Here is a 17,312-nt window from a genome sequence, read left to right as displayed (position 1 = left end):
AATGAGAAAAATACAGTTGGTAATACTTAGTCTGTTGTTGGTTTCTGGGGTCTATTCTCAAGTGACCATCGTTGCTCCTGAGATCCCGGGAGGGCTGGTAACCAAGCATCAGCTGTGGAGCATAACACTCATGAATGCGAGTGCTGCTGATCAAAAGATCGCCGTGGGTGTAAGCGTCTACAGTATCAATGAGAATCAACTGCTGTTTGCATCCGTTTCAAAACCGATTACGTTAGGACGCGGAGGCAAGGCAATCCGGTTTTCTGATGCTGAGCCCGTTCAGTATCAGTCGGTGTCTCCTCGATTTAATTTAAATGGATTCTTACAGGGTTTTTTACCATTGGGGTCTTACAAGGTTTGTTATACGATTTTTAATAATCCCGGTTACTTGGAGAGTTATTCTGCTGAAGAGTGCGTGCAAGTAACAGTAGATGCGTTGACCAGACCGCAATTGATATATCCGGCTGACAGTGCGAGTTTGGTTGAATCCAAACCATTGTTTTCGTGGATACCCCCCGCGCCGCTTCAGCTTTTTCAAGACTTGAACTATGATCTTGTGTTAACTGAAGTGTTTCCCAATCAATCTCCTTTAGAAGCCATACAAAATAATATGCCAGTGCTTTTTCAAAGAAGAGTGATGCAGAGTAATCTTCAGTTTCCGACAACGCAACGGCAATTAGATACAGGGAAAGTCTATGCATGGCGGGTTTATGCCAAAAATGGATTGAATCCCGCGATGGAAAGTGAAGTTTGGACTTTCTCCTTATCGGGAAAGGATAGAGAGGTACCAATTGTAAAAGGTATAACGTACTATGAATTAAAGCAGAGTACAGAAGCTGCAAGTCATTTTAGTCTTAAATCAACTGATTTGAGTGTATTGTTTTACTCATATCTCAAAACTTATAAAGGGCTGATCGTAGTTCGTGACTCGAAGGGTAAGTTGATGTGGTCAAAAGAGCAAGAAGTGTTTTATGGAGGGAATTACTTGACGGCGGCTTTGAAAGGTAAAATTCGTTCGGGACAAGATTACACTGTTCAGGTGTTAAATGGTGACGAAATAGTATTCAAAGGAAATTTTAATTACACAAAGAAATAAGCGATCTCCCATGGTACAGAATTTAAGTATTCATTCTAAGAAAGTTGCTGCTTTATTGTTTTGGATCTTATACGGGTCATTGATTGGCGAAGCATGGGCAGGGGTTCGATCTGAGCCTGCTACTTTCATTAAAAGTAGTTACGGTTTTAGAAATAATAAGGCTGATAGTATTGCGAAGAAAGGACTTGTGATAACACCTGAGAAAGTTGGGGAATATCCAAAGATCGATGTAGCCCCAGAAGCAGAAAACAAGGTATATATCGGAGGACCTTCTCAACCCGAGATGAGTTCATTCAAATCTGTTGGTGTAGATAATATGGTTGACTTATTTACCGGAGATTTTAGTTACAATATCCCACTGTTAGATGTTGGAGGTTATCCAGTGAATATTCACTATTCAGCGGGTATTGAACCTGAACAAGAAGCTAGTTGGGTTGGTTTAGGATGGAATATCAACCCCGGTAATATTAACCGGAATGCGAGAGGCGTTCCTGATGATTTTAACGGATTGGATACATTAAAGCAAGAACAAAATGTTAGGGTAAACAAAACTTTTGGTATTCAAATGGGTGGAGATATAGAAATATTGGGATCTAAGTTAATTAAAAGTGGCCCAAATCTAATAAACCAAGGATTAAGTTTTGGTATTGGAACTTCGATTGGGATGAGTTACAACAATCAACTCGGACCCGCATGGGAGTTTGGTGGAAAGTTTAATCTCAGCTATAACTTTCAAAAGGCAGTTCAATTTCCTGTATATTGTTTTTTTGGAGGAAAAATTGTACAAATTCTTGATACAATTTTTGTTCCCAAAAGCTTGACACTTGGAGCGGGCTATAGTTTCAAAAACAGCTCGAGGACTGGATTAGTGAATTCATTTAGTTCATCTATTAACTTTAGGTTAGGCAAATTAGGGTCAATAGGTTTAAACGCATCAACATCATATAATAGTAGGATCGGGATAAAGGCAATCCAGATTAGTGGAAATGCCTCTGCGAATTTGCAATCAGGAAAAAGATTCTGGATGAACTCCAAAGGGGTATCTGAAGGCGCAAGTTTGTATGGTACTTCGATTACTTTTGTAAAACCTAGTTTTATACCAATGTTGCAATCTCGAATAACAAATACGGGATGGGCAGGTCGGTTTCAACTGGGAGTGAACCCGGGAAGTGGAATCACGGCCGATATTGAGCTAGAGATTTACTCACAAAGTTCTGGAATTAACGGAGAGGATATTGTTCAAAAAAAGCCGTTATATGGTTTTTTATACTCAGAGATAGCAAGGGGGGATAAAAATGCAGTGATGGATTTTAATAGGTTGAATGATCGAGTAGTCACCCCAAGTACTCCCATTTTATCTGCTCCTCAATATAATTATGATATTTTCAACATTCAAGGAGAAGGCACTGGTGGAACATTTAGAGCTTATCGCAACGATGTTGGATATATGCATGATAATCGAACTGAATCAAAAGACAAGAGTTTGTCTGCTGGGGTTGATATTGGTCCTTGGGGGCACTATGGGTTTAATTTACAAAAGGTTAAAACTCCAACTGTTTCTGGAGATTGGGAAGATGGTAACTTCTTGAGAAATTCACTTGACTTTACAGGTAGAGATACTTTATACCCGACATTTGAAAATGTATACTTTAGAAATCCTGGTGAAGTGAGCATAGTAGACAATGAACGCTTAAAAACCTATGGGTACGATAAACTTGTTAGGTTTCAATTAGAAGGAACCAATGAGAAACCCGAAGTTAGGCCAATTCTTAGAAAATATGATAGCTATCTTAATTACATAGGAAACGATACGATAAAAAGTCAACGATTGTTTACAAAGAGGAATAAACGTAGTCAGGTAATTACGGTTTTGACGGCAAAAGAGGCTTCACTGGTCGGGTTGGAAAAAAAATTGCGATCTTATAGTGTGACTGAAAGAATGAACTCTATAGATAACACGCTGAAGTTTGTTGAATTCAGTAGGATTGATAACCTGCGAAAAGAGCATCATATTTCCGAAATTACAGTTACTGAGACCGATGGGAAACGATATGTTTATGGGATACCGGTTTACAACAACATTCAACAAGACTTTACTTTCTCTGTAAACAATGTCTATACAACAGTTCCTGAAAAAGTGTCTTTGGGTGATCAGCAATTTATGACAACTGGATCACCGCTTCTTGGGACAAATTCGAGCAAAGATGGCTATGTTCAAATTACTTCTACTCCAGGCTATTCTAACAGTTTTTTACTAAGTGCTTTATTGTCACCAGATTATGTTGATTTAACCAATAATGGCGTGACTGAAGATGATCTGGGAGAAGCTGTGAAGTTTAATTACTCTCGTATAGGAGATGCTATTCCTGTATTTAAAAAATGGAGGACGCCACTAACAAATGGCGACTCTGTCAATTTTATCGCGGGGCAGAAGACAGAGGTAAAAGACGATAAGGGTTTTGTTGCATATGGTGAAAGGGAGAGTTGGTACTTGAACTCAATAGAGTCCAAGAACATGATTGCGGTTTTTTATTTGTCTAATCGGGATGACTCAAAAGGTGCAGCAAGCGTTTATGGAGGTATAGATGCGAGTGATACCACATCAAAAAAGCTTGATAGCATTGATCTGTTTAATAAGGCAGATCTTAAGAAAAATGGCATTAATGGAGCAAAACCAATCAAGACAGTTCATTTTCGATATTCTTATAAACTTGCAAATAATACACCAGACCATCCAGTAGCAACAAATGGACAAAGAGGAAAACTAACATTGGATTCGCTGTATTTTACATACTCAAGAATTAGAAAAAAGGTGATCAATAAATACATCTTTAAGTACAATTATAATGATTCAGACATTTCATCGAATCCAGACTATAAGTCAGAGACCTCTGATCGATGGAAGACCTACAAACCTTCTCAGCTAAACCCGAACCAAATGAGGAATGCAGATTTTCCTTATGTTCCTCAAGACAGAAATTCAAAACCAATACTAGATAACAATGCAGGTGCTTGGAGTTTAAAACGAGTTGTTCTTCCCTCTGGTGGCGAAATTTCAGTGCAGTATGAATCAGATGATTATGCCTATGTCCAAAATAAGAAAGCGGCTATGTTTATGAGAGTTGTTGGATTTGCATCTAGCTCGTCTGGTGACAATCTGAGTAGTTCTATTTATGACTGGAATGCTTCTAAGGCTAAAAGTTATGTATTTATTCGTGTTCCTGTAGGAGTTTCCAGTGTAGCAGAAATAAAGGAGAAGTACATTGATGATATGGACCAAATAGCCTTTAATCTTATGGTAAATATGCCAAAAGGTAAAGAGTTGGTTAGGTGTTATTCGACAATTAATGAAGGAGAGTACGGTGTTTCGTCATCTAGTAGTAATATCATATGGATTAAACTTGAAGAATATGGTGGTCAAAGTGTCATTACGTCCCAAGTTCTTGAGTATTTGCTTGAGGAACTTCCGGGGCAGGCTTTTCCTGGTTATGATCTGAGTGGTCAAACTCAACTGAAAAAGATTGCCGATATCATGGCATCTTGGACGTTGAACATTCAAATGAATGGGAGACCTCCAAAATATGTTATGATGACTTTGAATAAAGCAAAGACGATTGATACAATTAGCTCGTTTGCTCGGCTAAACGTACCATATAATGCCAAATATGGTGGTGGACTTAGGGTGAAATCAATTAGAATCTCAGACGCATGGGATACACTTACTGCACAGTTTAGAAGCACATACGGGTTAGACTATCAATATACAACCACTGAGGTTCGAAATGGGAAAGCTTCCGTTGTCAGCAGCGGCGTTGCGTCTTACGAGCCATCAATCGGTAATGAAGAGAATCCTTTTCAAAAAATGGTTAAATATTCCAACAGAACACCTTTAGGACCGACTGATTTTGGCGCAGTTGAACTACCAGTTCTTGATGCTTTTTTTCAAGCTCCAATTGTTGGATACAGTAAGGTTTCTGTTTCTTCAATGAAAAAGGATAAAACCAATAGTCAAAAATCAAGATCCAAAACAGGTAGACAGGTTACTTCTTTTTATACTGCGAAAGATTTTCCAACTCTTACACAGATTACTAAGCTTGAACCTAGTTCTATGAAGGAGTTTCATCAGGCAGAGCATTCTACTTTTTTTAGAAAGCACTCGTTTGATTATAAAGCCGTTTCTCAGGGATTTTTGGTTGTACTTAATGATATGCATGGAAAAATGAAAAATCAGATTTCATATTCCGATTTAGATTCTTCAACAATAATTGGATATACTGAAAATTACTACAAGAATACGGGTAAAAATGGACTAGCTGATACTTTCTCGTTTATTTCAAATGATAGTAGTGGAAAGGTAATAAACGGAAATTTGGGAGTGGATATTGAACTAATGACCGATACTCGTGAGAATTTTGTAAAAAGTAAAGCTTACGAGGGACAGGCAAACATTGATTTTATTACTTTATTCGGTGCGCCAATACCACTGCCTTTTTATTGGCCGGTATCTGGGAATTCTGAAAGCTTATATCGAGCTGTGACAACTACAAAGGTGGTCAATTATCACGCGATATTGGACAGTGTTGTAGTTAATGATAAAGGAAGCGTGGTTTCTACAAAAAATATTGCTTATGATTTTTATACAGGTGATGTCTTGGTGAATAGAACAAATAATGAATTTGATAAAGCTTTATACTCGACATCTTATCCTGCTCATTGGGCATATAGTGGCATGGCGCCAGCTTACAAAAATATTGGCACCTATGCTTCCGCTTCGTTTGTGGATGGGCAACTAGTAGGAGGTACTTTGAATTCTGTTCATTTGGAGAGTGGTGATGAATTATATATTGAGTCGGCAGATAATGCCTTGATTACTTGTAATTCAAATTTGGCTATGTCTCCATTTGTTAAGCGTTTATGGGTGGTTGATAAGAATAAAAATGCGACATCGCTTACAAATATGAACAGGGTCTTATATTTTATGGATGATCAAGGAAAACTCGCAAATATTGGAAAGGCTGTTGTCCGGATTATCCGTAGCGGCAAACGTAACTTATTAGGAGAAAAAGTTGCGACTGTTCTCAGTGCTGGGAATCCTATTCAAACCGGTTATTTAGTTATCAATGATGCAAGTAAAGTTATAAACTCAGGCGCAGTTGAGTATAAGGAAAAATGGTTGTCCGAAAAAGATATCTTGCCTAAGGTTAAAGTAGTATTCGATGAAACAGAGTGTCGATTGATGTATACAGAAAATGAATCGGGTAATCTAGAGCCGAGTATTAATCCCTATGTCAAGGGGCTTTTGGGGAATTTTAAGCCTTTCAGGTCGCTGGTTTTTTATAATAAAAGAAAAGAAAAAGACACCTTATCACTTACAAATACTTTGTTATACGGGTATTTAGATAGTTTTAATTTATACTGGGCATTCGATGTTAATAGTAATTTATACCCCATTACTTCAAATTCAAAATGGGTCTGGAATAGTAAGTTAAATCATATTAATTCAAAAGGGTTGGAAATTGAAACGATGGATGCATTGGGCATTTACAGTTCAGCGATTTATGGGTTTAACAAAACCCTTCCTCTAGCTCTTGCGAGTAATTCTCGCTATTACGAATTTACTTATGATGGATTCGAGGACTATGAATACGGTGAATCAATAAATAGGACGAAATTCAATAATGTTGTGAGGCCGATAGATATATTAAAGGCCACGAATTTAAGATTAGTAAATACCGATACTCTCTCTTTCAAGTCACATACGGGTAAGTATGTGGTGGGGGTTGAGGGCACATCCGTATTAGCTTTACCGGTTCAACCGACATATGATAACTTTTCTTTGAACAATTCTAATGTTGTTAGTTCTGCATTGGTAAAAGGCACACTCGGCGGCACAATTGATTCGACCTGGTCGAGTGCTAGTTTTTCTGGTCAAACTTCAGCTCCTAATACCCCTAAATTATCTTTTAGTGATGCAAGCACTGTCTTTAATACCGGTAGTACATTTGGTGGAGTTGAATATACAGTTGGACCATATATCCCCAATTCCTATTATACTGTAACCCCAAGTACAGTTACTACATACAACTATAGTTATTATATAAGAACAAAGCAGTATATGGAAATCAAGGAGGATGGCTATTATACATTCAATAGTTCGTCTTCAAATTCATTTTATTCGCCCTCAGGAAACGCGCCATTCCCACTATTTAATAGCTTGACTATTACTGATACTGTGAATAATATTGTCTATACGGGAACGGCATTGTCTTCAACAACAAGCGGTACGAGTTATATTAAATCACGACAGTTTTGTTTGCCAAGAGGCTTATATGTTGTAAAAGCTGATTTTCTTGTCCAGAGATTTAACTACTCTTGTACTCCGAATGGTGCTTGTAATTATTATTCTAATGCCGGGGTTTATCTGATGCAGGATAAGTTTGCTGTTTACGATACCAAATACCCGTCAAGCAATTCTATTCAGTTTTTCAGAAGCTATAGCTTGATTAATAATTGTAACTATACTACTCCTTTCCCTGCAACAGACAGTATGAGGAAAGCGACGTTTAGTTTGATTCCTGGCAAAAAAATGCTTTTAAGTGTATGGGTGCGAGAAAACTGTGGTAATGCTTCTGGAGGAATTCCGTGTAAGGAATCAAGCTATAACAAGAACCAAATAAAACTTCGATTCAATGGAAGCTTTGGATTGGAAGAGACTGTATTTAAGCCGAGCGGCTCTATAATCGATGGATGGCAGAAGTATGAATGTGTATTTACTGTTCCGAACGGAACTGTGAGTGGGGAGGTCAATTTTGTCAACACCTCTGGCAGTACGCTATACTTTGATGATTTTAGAATCCATCCTTTTAACTCAAATATTAAAAGCTTTGTCTACGATCCAATTAATCTACGTGTGTTAGCTGAATTGGACGCAAACAATTTTGCGAGTTTTTATGAGTATGATCCCGAAGGGGTTCTTGTAAGAACTAAAGTAGAGACTAAAGATGGTATAAAAACAATCTCTGAATCAAGAAGTGCACTTCAAAAGAAGATAAAATAGATAACATGCGAGTACTATTTATTTTACTGTTTATGATAATTGTAATTCATTCGAATGCTCAAAAGAGAAGAAACAGAGAGCGTGCAGGAGCGTTAGAAAATGTGATCAATGTTGTTTCAAGTTCCGGAAAATCTTTATCATATCAAGTTCATCAGATAGTGAAGATAGCAAGGTCGGTTGATACACTTGAAAATAGGAGATTGACTTATTCATTTTTTGCTGGTGGTTATGGTTTTGGGGATAGTATAAATTTTCAAATTGAGAATGACTCTCTTGTGTTAAGTATTAATCATAAAACAAAGTCTGTCTCTGTATTTTATAAAGAAGCAGGCTTTGAGGAAAGTAGTCCATTCGCTGTAATTCGAGGATTGAATAAAGATTCATTGATTAATACAATTTTGAAAACCTATGATCTTTCTGTTAACTCAAATAATATTAAAGGGTATTCCGATATTTTACTTGCAAGTAAGTCGAAGGGTAGTTTTGGTCTTCCGATAGTTGAATTGCACTATTTGTTGAATCCAGAGACCAAAGAGAAGGTTGAAGTAGAAGTAATTCGACGTTCGGCAGTTCCTCAGTCTAAAGATGATGTGCCAAATTCAGTTATAGTTGAACTCAGGGAAGGGGAGGACTATATTTTAAAAGAAGGCCTGTTTTATTTTAGGAAGGAGGAGCGGTTTGTATGGAAGTTATTAGAAACTGATTTTGGTAAAATGAAGGGAATTGAAATTTCTGATGTGATCTTTAATAATATGGGGAAGATGGCATTAACCGAAAAATACAAAGATTATGTTCTATTGGATGAAAAAATGTTTTAAAATGAAGATTGTTCTGATAATATTAAGTCTTTTGGTCTCTTTCTCCTTTGAAATAGCTGCACAGGTCGTAGTTAAAGGGGATGACTGTGCTATCAAAGGTAAAGAGTTTTATTATTTCTTACAGACTGATGCGAATGACAGTGCATCGTATCAAATTAGTATTGTTGGTGGGCATTTCGATTCCTCTAATATACACATGTTGTCTATTTCTAAGTCGACATTGATTAAAGTAACATGGGATAGTATTGGAGTCGGATTAATAAAAGTATTAAGTAATTCGGACACAGTTCGGAAGCTGATATTTGTTGCCGAAAATTTAGATCCTGGCTATGTATTGGATAATGATATTCAACAGACGATTCAGAAAGACAAAACTACTTATTTGTTTCATTGCTCTGAAGCCAAAGGGGCACATTGTGATCCTGTTTTTACTTATCAATGGCAACAATCATTTGATGGTGTAGTTTGGACGAATATTCAAAATGGACAAGGGCAGGATTTACTTTTTGATGCTCGCGCTGTGAATAGCACAATTTATCTGAGGCGGAATGCTCTTGAAGTCAAATCAAAAACATTCGGTACATCTAATATTGCTATGCTTATTCGAATTACGGAGTAACCAAAGTGCTAGAGTTATTACGAAACTTAGATTTTAAATTTGTCAATAAGATATATGAAAAATTTGCTATTGATATCTGTTAAGAATAGATGGTTGTTGACTATTTGTTGTGTATTATTATACAATATTGGGATGTCCCAATTAAACCTAACTGGACCAACTACCGTTGAAAAAGGTGTTTCTAACACCTATATTCCTTCTTATAACGGAAATCAATACTATTCATATTCGGGAACTTACTCTTACACTATATCTGGAGGCTATATTACTTCAACAGGAAGTTCGACGTTCTCTGGCTCTGTATCTAGTAGTGTGCTCTTTAATTGCAAACAGAATATTACAATTACTTCATCATCTGCATCGATTCAATTCACTTGTAGTCTTGGATCCAAAACAATTACTATAACAGGTTACGATGCTGTTGATGGGAAAATAGTAAGCCCTTCAAGTCAAAATATAAATTATAATACTTCACCTAGTCAATTAACGGCGCCTGCGGCAACTGGTGGATTATCTAGCAATTATACATATCAATGGTATTCCTCAAGTGACAATATTAGTTTTTCTACCATTAGTGGGGCAACTGGTTTAAATTGTCAGCCCAGTGCATTATCAGCCAGTATGTACTATAAAAGACTGGCTACTGAGTCAATTTCTGGTGGGTCGAAGTTTTCATCTACTGCTTTTGTTAATGTTTATCCTGCCCTCACTGTTGCAGTTTCTCCTTCTAGTCAAACTATTTCAAGTGGGAGCAGTGCCTCTCAAATCGTTTCGACAGTTTCCGGCGGTAGTGGAGTATATAGTTATCAGTGGCAGCAATACAATGGTAGTTCTTGGGTTAATGTTGCAACTACAGCCAATTATTCCCCAGGGATCTTGACGAGTACTACATCGTTTAGATTAAATGTTACAAGTAATGGAAACACTGTTACATCCAATACTGCGGTAGTGACTGTGCAATCTGCTCCTGTAGGAAGTTTGTCTGTAACTAACACCACACTTAGTGGAAATGGGTCGTATAATACCTTGAATTGTGCTGCAAGTGGAGGTAATGGCACTTTTTCTTATACATGGTACTATTCAGTCAATGGAGGAGCGTATCAGGTTCTATCGAATACGGCAAGTTCGTACACAACTCCATTAATTACAGTAACAACTTCATATTATGTAGTAGTTACAAGCAACGGGAGTTCTTCTAATTCAAATATCGTGTCATTAGATATTCCAGTTGCCCCTACTGTGAGTGCAAGTAGCACATTACTCTGTAATGGAGCGATAGCAACTTTATCGGCTACTGGCAGTTCAGGCACGATTCAATGGTTTAATTCGGGGGGGGGGCTTACTTTCAACTGGAGCAAGTTATTCAACCGGAGTAGCCGGTTCTTACTATGCAATTGCTTCTTCTACGTATGGAAAATCGGCAAATAGTAATCAAGTGTCACTAACTGTTTTGTCTACTCCAACTGCACCTGTTTTAAACGGATCTTCTTTTGTAGTAATAGGAAACACTAACCAACTTACAAGCACTTCATTAGGGGGTGTTTGGACGAGTAGTCTAACTAATATTTTAACTGTTAACTCGAATGGGGTTTTGACGGGTAAGAATCTGGGTTCTTCTGTGATTACCTATAAGATGAGTAATGCCTGTGGTTCTGACTCAAGTCAAGTGACAATTGATGTTGTGCCGCTTAGTCAAGTGGAGCAGAATTTGGGTAATCCCATTTTTGATAATACTAGTTCTGAAATTATTCCACTTGTTAACGGTGCTACCAGTATTAGGAATTATGAACACGATGGGGCGAACTCTAAGATGCATTTGATCAATAACGTTGTTTCATTCAGTGTTATTGAGGAAACGAACTTGTTTATACCAGGCGATTTTTCTGCTGCTGCAAAGTTGAAGGTCGAATATGGTCATACTTCGACTGACATTATAACAATCGATACAACTACACTTCAGGTAAGTTATACAAAAAATGGAACTCAAAAATACAGCGCACGTAACTATTTGAATTTGCGGAACGCCGAATACGTGAAAGTAACCCTCTTGGCACTAACTGCGCCTACGACAGTTGGTGGAGTGTCTTTTGATTCTAAGCAAGTATTGCGATTGGAAAATTTAATGGATGTCTCTCGTTGTTATGAACTTGGGGATAACAAGATTTTGAGTCTTCAAGTATTAGACAATCCTACATCATTAGAGATTGATTCTGTAAAAGTGAAATGGTCTATTCCGGCTAATACCAATGGGAATGGAGTTCAACTAGAATGGATGTGGGTTGATAGCTCATTATTGAGTTCAAGTAGTAGCTTTTTGGAGAGTACTTTTAAAGAGAATTCGACTCGAATTGATTTGCCAATTTCAAGGAATGATAGTACATATTCAATTCCTTTGTTATATGATGGAGGAGGTGTATTATTTAGTAGAGTAAGGGCGATTAATATCTTACGTTCCGGTTCTCGAAGTGATGGTCCCTGGTCCAATATTGCTAGTTTTTCATATGCAGGTCATGCAACAAGTCTGAATTGGCAATCTACGACTACATTTGCTGAAGAAGGAAAGCGCAAAACGGTAGTGCAATATTTTGATGGCTCATTACGTCCACGCCAAACAGTGACTAAGGATAATTCTACTAATACTTCTGTAGTTGCTGAAACTTTGTACGATGGCGCCGGCAGACCGGCGGTTCAGATTTTACCTACCCCAACAATGCAAAACGTTATTAAGTATTATCAAGGCTTAAATAGTTTTGTTGGACAGAGTTCAATTGCTAGTGATTTAACTGATTTTTTTGATTACGATAGTACCAATTATTATTATTACACAAAAGCACTGTCATCTACGAGTGGCGCCGGAAATTATTATAGTAGTAGCAATCCCCTTGCTAATATTGGATTGCATAAAAATATTCCTGAATCAAATGGTTATGCATATGCCGTAACACGTTATATGCCGGATGGTACTGGAAGAATTATGCGTCAAAGCGGAGTTGGTGACACTTCAAGGATGGGAGCAGGGCATGAAACTCGATATTACTATGGTTCTGTTATGCAAGACGAGATTGATGCTTTGTTTGGAACAGAGGTTGGAGCCGCGTCGCACTATTTTAAAAATATGGTTCGTGATGCCAATGGCCAAATGAGCGTTAGTTATGTAGACATGCATGGAAGAACAATTGCTACGGCTTTAGCTGGAGGAAGTCCTTCAAATCTTCAACCTTTGACAGTAAATCCTACTGGAGGATATTCTTCAGTTAGAGATAACTCAATTGCATTTAATTTACTTGATTCAAATTCTAATGTATTAAAAGGCAATTCTATTGAGTCTGTTAGTACTCTATTAGTACCTGCGTTGGGAAGTTATAATTTTAACTACAATTCTGGTAAAACCACTTTAAGTCTACCTAAATGTGGTGGCGGAATGCTGAATTACCCAATCAAATACGATTTAGAGATTCGAATATTCGAAGAGACCGGTAATGATACTGCCTATGTTTACAAAAGTATTGGGAAAGACTCCATTAATTTGAATTTTAATATTGCCTTACAGCCAGGTTCTTATATTGTGAGAAAGACCCTCGCTATTAATGAAGATACTTTATCAAGTTATTTGAATAATTATGTTGCAATTGGCAATGGCAGATGTTTTACATACCAATCAATTGCCGATTCAATTGTTGCTTCAGATTCTATTTCGAGTGCTTGTGCTGTTCCTAAGATAGATTTAACAAGTGCTTCATGTATCTCGAATTTAGGTGCTAACTTTCAAGCTTACTTAATTAAGAAACTTGCTGAGTATGGTTACTCAGATACCCTAAGTTATTCTGCTTCTCAGAAAGAAGAGTTAAGGAAAAATTATGTCCAAGACTACAATATGTGTCTGCTATTGAATCCTTATCGGTCAGATTATCTTGGACAAATCAGGGAGCAAATGTTATCTGATATGATGCCATTTGCTGGGCAATATGCTTATGATACGGCTAATGTTGCAATATCCCAGAAATATAACATATTCTATGCTAGCGGTGGAACCCCCACAAACCGCAAACCTTATTATAAATATCCTAAGAACAATGGTTCTGTTGATTTTAAGTATTACGACTATAAAGGGCAGGTTAACTTGAAATTCGATAGTACATTGCTAAGTACACTTACAAAGGAAGATTTTGCCGCAAGTTTTGAAGCGAATTGGTCACAGTCATTATTGGAATATCATCCGGAGTATCCCAAATTGAAGTATGCGGAAGATTTTTTAAAGAGTTCCTTTAATTATCATGATAGTTTATTGAGTATCGCAGTTGGATTTGATCCAATTGCCACTGATCCTTATTTTAATGGTATTGCTGCCTCAGGAGAATTAACCACAATTACTAATTATGCACGGCAAACTTGGAAGAATGGGTACAGTATGTGGCAAATTGCTTATGGTAAAGCCTTAGGTTGCTCAATTAAGAATGATCCTTCGGCAAGAAATACCTGCTTTACTAATATGCCCAAAGTGTATACTGCTACAAATTCGAACATTAATACAGGTTCTGGTATTGTTGTATTGACTGCGAGTGCACAAGCAAAAGCTTGGGATCAGTTTAAATTATTTTATACTCAAGAACGTCTAAATTTTTTATTAAATCACATTAATACAAATAGGCCGCTAGCTGATCAAGCTGCACTTAGAGGTAACGGTTTTTTTGTACATTTTTACAATAATACACAGAACCTTTTTGATCTTGAGCAAAAAGGAGATTGGTTCACAGCAACCAATCCTGATGCACTTCCCGCATCATTGAATTCAGAGATTGTTAGTCAGAAAGATAAATGCTCTAGTTATATTGATTTTTGGAGAAATACACTCTTGCAGTGTGAACAATTGAATACAAATTTCACTCCCACTCAAGTGAATCAGATTGTTCAGCAAATTACTGATCGGATGCTTCTAGTATGCCAACGGGGAACAGATAATTACAATACATTTGGATCTTCAACTGTAGCACCTGCATATAGCAGTTTAGCAGATTCGACTTTTGAAAGGGTTGTCGATGATGTTTTTGCCGCATGGGGTATATCTCCAAGTTTGAAATGTAATTCTTATCAAATTGATTTCCCACAACGTTATGGAACGAATAGACGGGTAACGAACACTGTTGCTATGTCCATTGATTCTTGCAATTGTGGTGAATTTAGAGATTTGAAGTTACTTATGAAGTCGGATGTTTCTCCTTATTCAGATACAACAAGTTTGAGTGGTATTAATGCGTATTTGACTTTCAAAGGAAAGGATACGATTTCCTTATACCTGTATCAAAAACTTCAACTTTGTGGCAATTATTACATTAATTCTTGTCCAAACCCTCCCAATTGCAATGTTTCTTATAGTATTATGTTAGATACCGCTGTGTCAATTCCATATTTTTTGGAGTGCGGATATTATAAATCAGCGGATACCTGCGTGAGTTGTGAAACACTTGGTAGCTTGCAAGGAGCTTTTTATGCTAAATTCCAGCATTGGCCGAACTTTAAGTCAATAGATATCTCTGATGAACAGGCAGCTTATAATGACTTGTTTGCTAAATATATTAAGTTTAAAACAGGTCTGGATCTTACATGGCCTGAATTGGCAAGAAAAGCTAATTCAGGTGGATGTCCTATTGGGGATACGGCATTGAACGTTTCATTCGGCATTGGTGCTAAATTCCCTAAAATATGTCTAGATAATACACCGGCAGCCTATATAGGAAGCTCCTTCGATTCAGTTGATGCTTGTGGAAACGTAAAGAGCTTAGCATTAAGTGCTGCGAGTGTTTTATTTGAAAGTAGGTACGATAATTTACTGAATGGTGTTAAATCTCTTCTGCAGCAAAAGGCTTTGTCAGCTATAGAGAAGTTTGTGGTTACAGATACACTGAAAGAATACCATTATACACTTTACTATTACGATCAAGCGGGAAATCTAATCAAAACTGTGCCTCCTAAAGGTGTGAATCCAATTTATAGGAGAACATTTTTAGATAGTGTTCGATCGGCGAGGGCGAATAATACCTATTTAGTTCCTATCCATACTCTTGTCACACGTTACTCCTACAACAGTTTGAATCAAGTTGTGTTGCAAAAATCACCAGATGGTGGTATGAGTGAATTTTGGTACGATGCTCTTGGTCGTTTAGTAGTTAGCCAAAACGCTAAGCAAAAGGCGACTGGAAAGATTTACAGCTATACACAATACGATTATTTGGGAAGAATTGTAGAAGTAGGGCAATTAACCAACACTTCAGATCTTTCAGATTTGATATCTAAAGACACAACGCAGTTGGCTTTATGGCAGAATGCGGCTACTTCAAAGAGAAGTCAAATAACGAGAACAACCTATGACTTCGCATCTCCCACTTTAAGCAAGTTTATTGTACAACAAAGGAACCTTCGGAACCGGGTTAGTTATGTGGAAGTATCTGATACAGTGACATTGATAGGTGGTGTATATATTCCAGCCGTTACCAATGCAACGATCTACACTTATGATGTTCACGGAAATGTGGACACTCTAGTACAAGATTTTGGTTCGAGTGCAGTTGTTTCTAATGTAATGAATCGGGCAAATTCCTACAATCGCTTCAAGAAAATTGCCTACAATTATGACTTAGTAAGTGGTAAGGTGAACATGGTTACGTACCAACCCAATTATTATGATTCATCATTGGCAAAATGGGTAACACCAGTTGATCAATACATGCACAGGTACAAGTATGATGCAGAAAATCGATTGACTGATGTTTATACAGGAAGAGACAGTGTAATGTTATTCTTGTTCCCTGAGCGCGATGCCTCCTATACGTATTATAAACACGGTCCTTTGGGTAGAGCAGAAATGGGAAAGCTAAGGGTTCAAGGGTTGGATTATGTATACACGCTTCAGGGATGGGTTAAAGCAGTGAACCCTGTAAAATCAGGCAGTTTTACCAATGGCACTGATTCTTCAGAGACCTTTCCTGTTTCACAAGACGTATTTGGGTATAGCCTAAATTATTATCAAAACGATTACAAAGCGATTGGATTTACACCTGCAACAGGTTCCATTATTTCCAAACTGGGATCTAACGCCTCATCACTGTTTAACGGCAATATTGCAGCCATGTCGGTGAATATTCCGGTACTTGGGGGAGGGGCGAAGGTGTACAATTACAAATACGACCAACTGAATAGAATTGTATCGATGGATCTATTTGATGGCTTGGCAATCGGTAACAGCGGGTACTCGTTATCACAACAGCAGGCATATAAAGAACGAGTTAGTTATGACCCCAATGGAAACATTCTCCGATACGTACGAAATGGACCTTCTACAGGTCTTGCGATGGATAGCTTGATCTACGGCTATACTGCGGGATCTAATCGACTTCACAAAGTGGTTGATAGTATTACCCATGCGAATGCATACAGTGACATCAAGCCTGGCCAGGCAGACAATAACTATAAGTACGATGAGATTGGCAACTTGATATCTGATAATTCAGAGGGGATCACGAGTGTATCTTGGAATGTGTATGGAAAGATCACCCAAATAGTAAAGTCAACCGGAACTATTAAGTACACCTATGATGCCTCTGGAAACAGAGTTATGAAAATCACCCCGTCCGACACTACGGTGTATGTGAGGGATGCCAGTGGAAATGTTATGGCGGTGTATACTGCAACAGGAACACTGAGCCTAGCTGAGATGCATTTATACGG

6 protein-coding genes are annotated in these 17,312 nt (G+C 37.6%); all 6 read left to right on the top strand.

The features are described from left to right. The first annotated feature begins 1 nt into the window (after position 1). Positions 2-1,096, top strand: coding sequence for a hypothetical protein (locus tag ACQ2HE_RS15540; protein WP_430896992.1), 1,095 nt, complete (start codon positions 2-4; stop codon positions 1,094-1,096). A 10-nt stretch (positions 1,097-1,106) separates the two neighbouring features. Beyond that, complete coding sequence (locus ACQ2HE_RS15535; RefSeq protein WP_430896994.1) at positions 1,107-8,153, top strand: hypothetical protein; 7,047 nt, start codon at positions 1,107-1,109, stop codon at positions 8,151-8,153. A gap of 5 nt (positions 8,154-8,158) precedes the next feature. Next, positions 8,159-8,971 carry a hypothetical protein gene (locus ACQ2HE_RS15530; RefSeq protein ID WP_430896996.1) on the top strand — a complete coding sequence of 271 codons (813 nt, stop codon included), beginning with the start codon at positions 8,159-8,161 and terminating at the stop codon, positions 8,969-8,971. Between the two features lies 1 nt (position 8,972). Beyond that, on the top strand, positions 8,973-9,590 hold the full coding sequence (locus tag ACQ2HE_RS15525; protein WP_430896998.1) for a hypothetical protein: 618 nt from the start codon (positions 8,973-8,975) through the stop codon (positions 9,588-9,590). A gap of 54 nt (positions 9,591-9,644) precedes the next feature. Beyond that, the gene (locus ACQ2HE_RS15520; RefSeq protein WP_430897000.1) at positions 9,645-11,018 is read left to right on the top strand and encodes a hypothetical protein; all 1,374 of its coding nucleotides are present in this window, start codon (positions 9,645-9,647) and stop codon (positions 11,016-11,018) included. 7 nt (positions 11,019-11,025) lie between these two features. After that, a partial coding sequence (locus tag ACQ2HE_RS15515; RefSeq protein WP_430902469.1) for a DUF6443 domain-containing protein occupies positions 11,026-17,312 on the top strand: 6,287 nt, incomplete at its 3' end.

The sequence above is a fragment of the Endoryza foliicola genome (assembly GCF_050589245.1).
Taxonomy (GTDB): domain Bacteria; phylum Bacteroidota; class Bacteroidia; order Chitinophagales; family Chitinophagaceae; genus Endoryza; species Endoryza foliicola.
The sequence above is the reverse complement of the archived record's forward strand: the minus strand, read 5'-3'. Positions and strand labels throughout refer to the sequence as shown.

Bases quoted from the DNA above. Each gene is read 5' to 3' on its own strand.
- ACQ2HE_RS15520 (WP_430897000.1), top strand. From the start codon at position 9,645: ATGAAAAATTTGCTATTGATATCTGTTAAGAATAGATGGTTGTTGACT.
- ACQ2HE_RS15525 (WP_430896998.1), top strand. From the start codon at position 8,973: ATGAAGATTGTTCTGATAATATTAAGTCTTTTGGTCTCTTTCTCCTTT.
- ACQ2HE_RS15535 (WP_430896994.1), top strand. From the start codon at position 1,107: ATGGTACAGAATTTAAGTATTCATTCTAAGAAAGTTGCTGCTTTATTG.
- ACQ2HE_RS15540 (WP_430896992.1), top strand. From the start codon at position 2: ATGAGAAAAATACAGTTGGTAATACTTAGTCTGTTGTTGGTTTCTGGG.
- ACQ2HE_RS15530 (WP_430896996.1), top strand. From the start codon at position 8,159: ATGCGAGTACTATTTATTTTACTGTTTATGATAATTGTAATTCATTCG.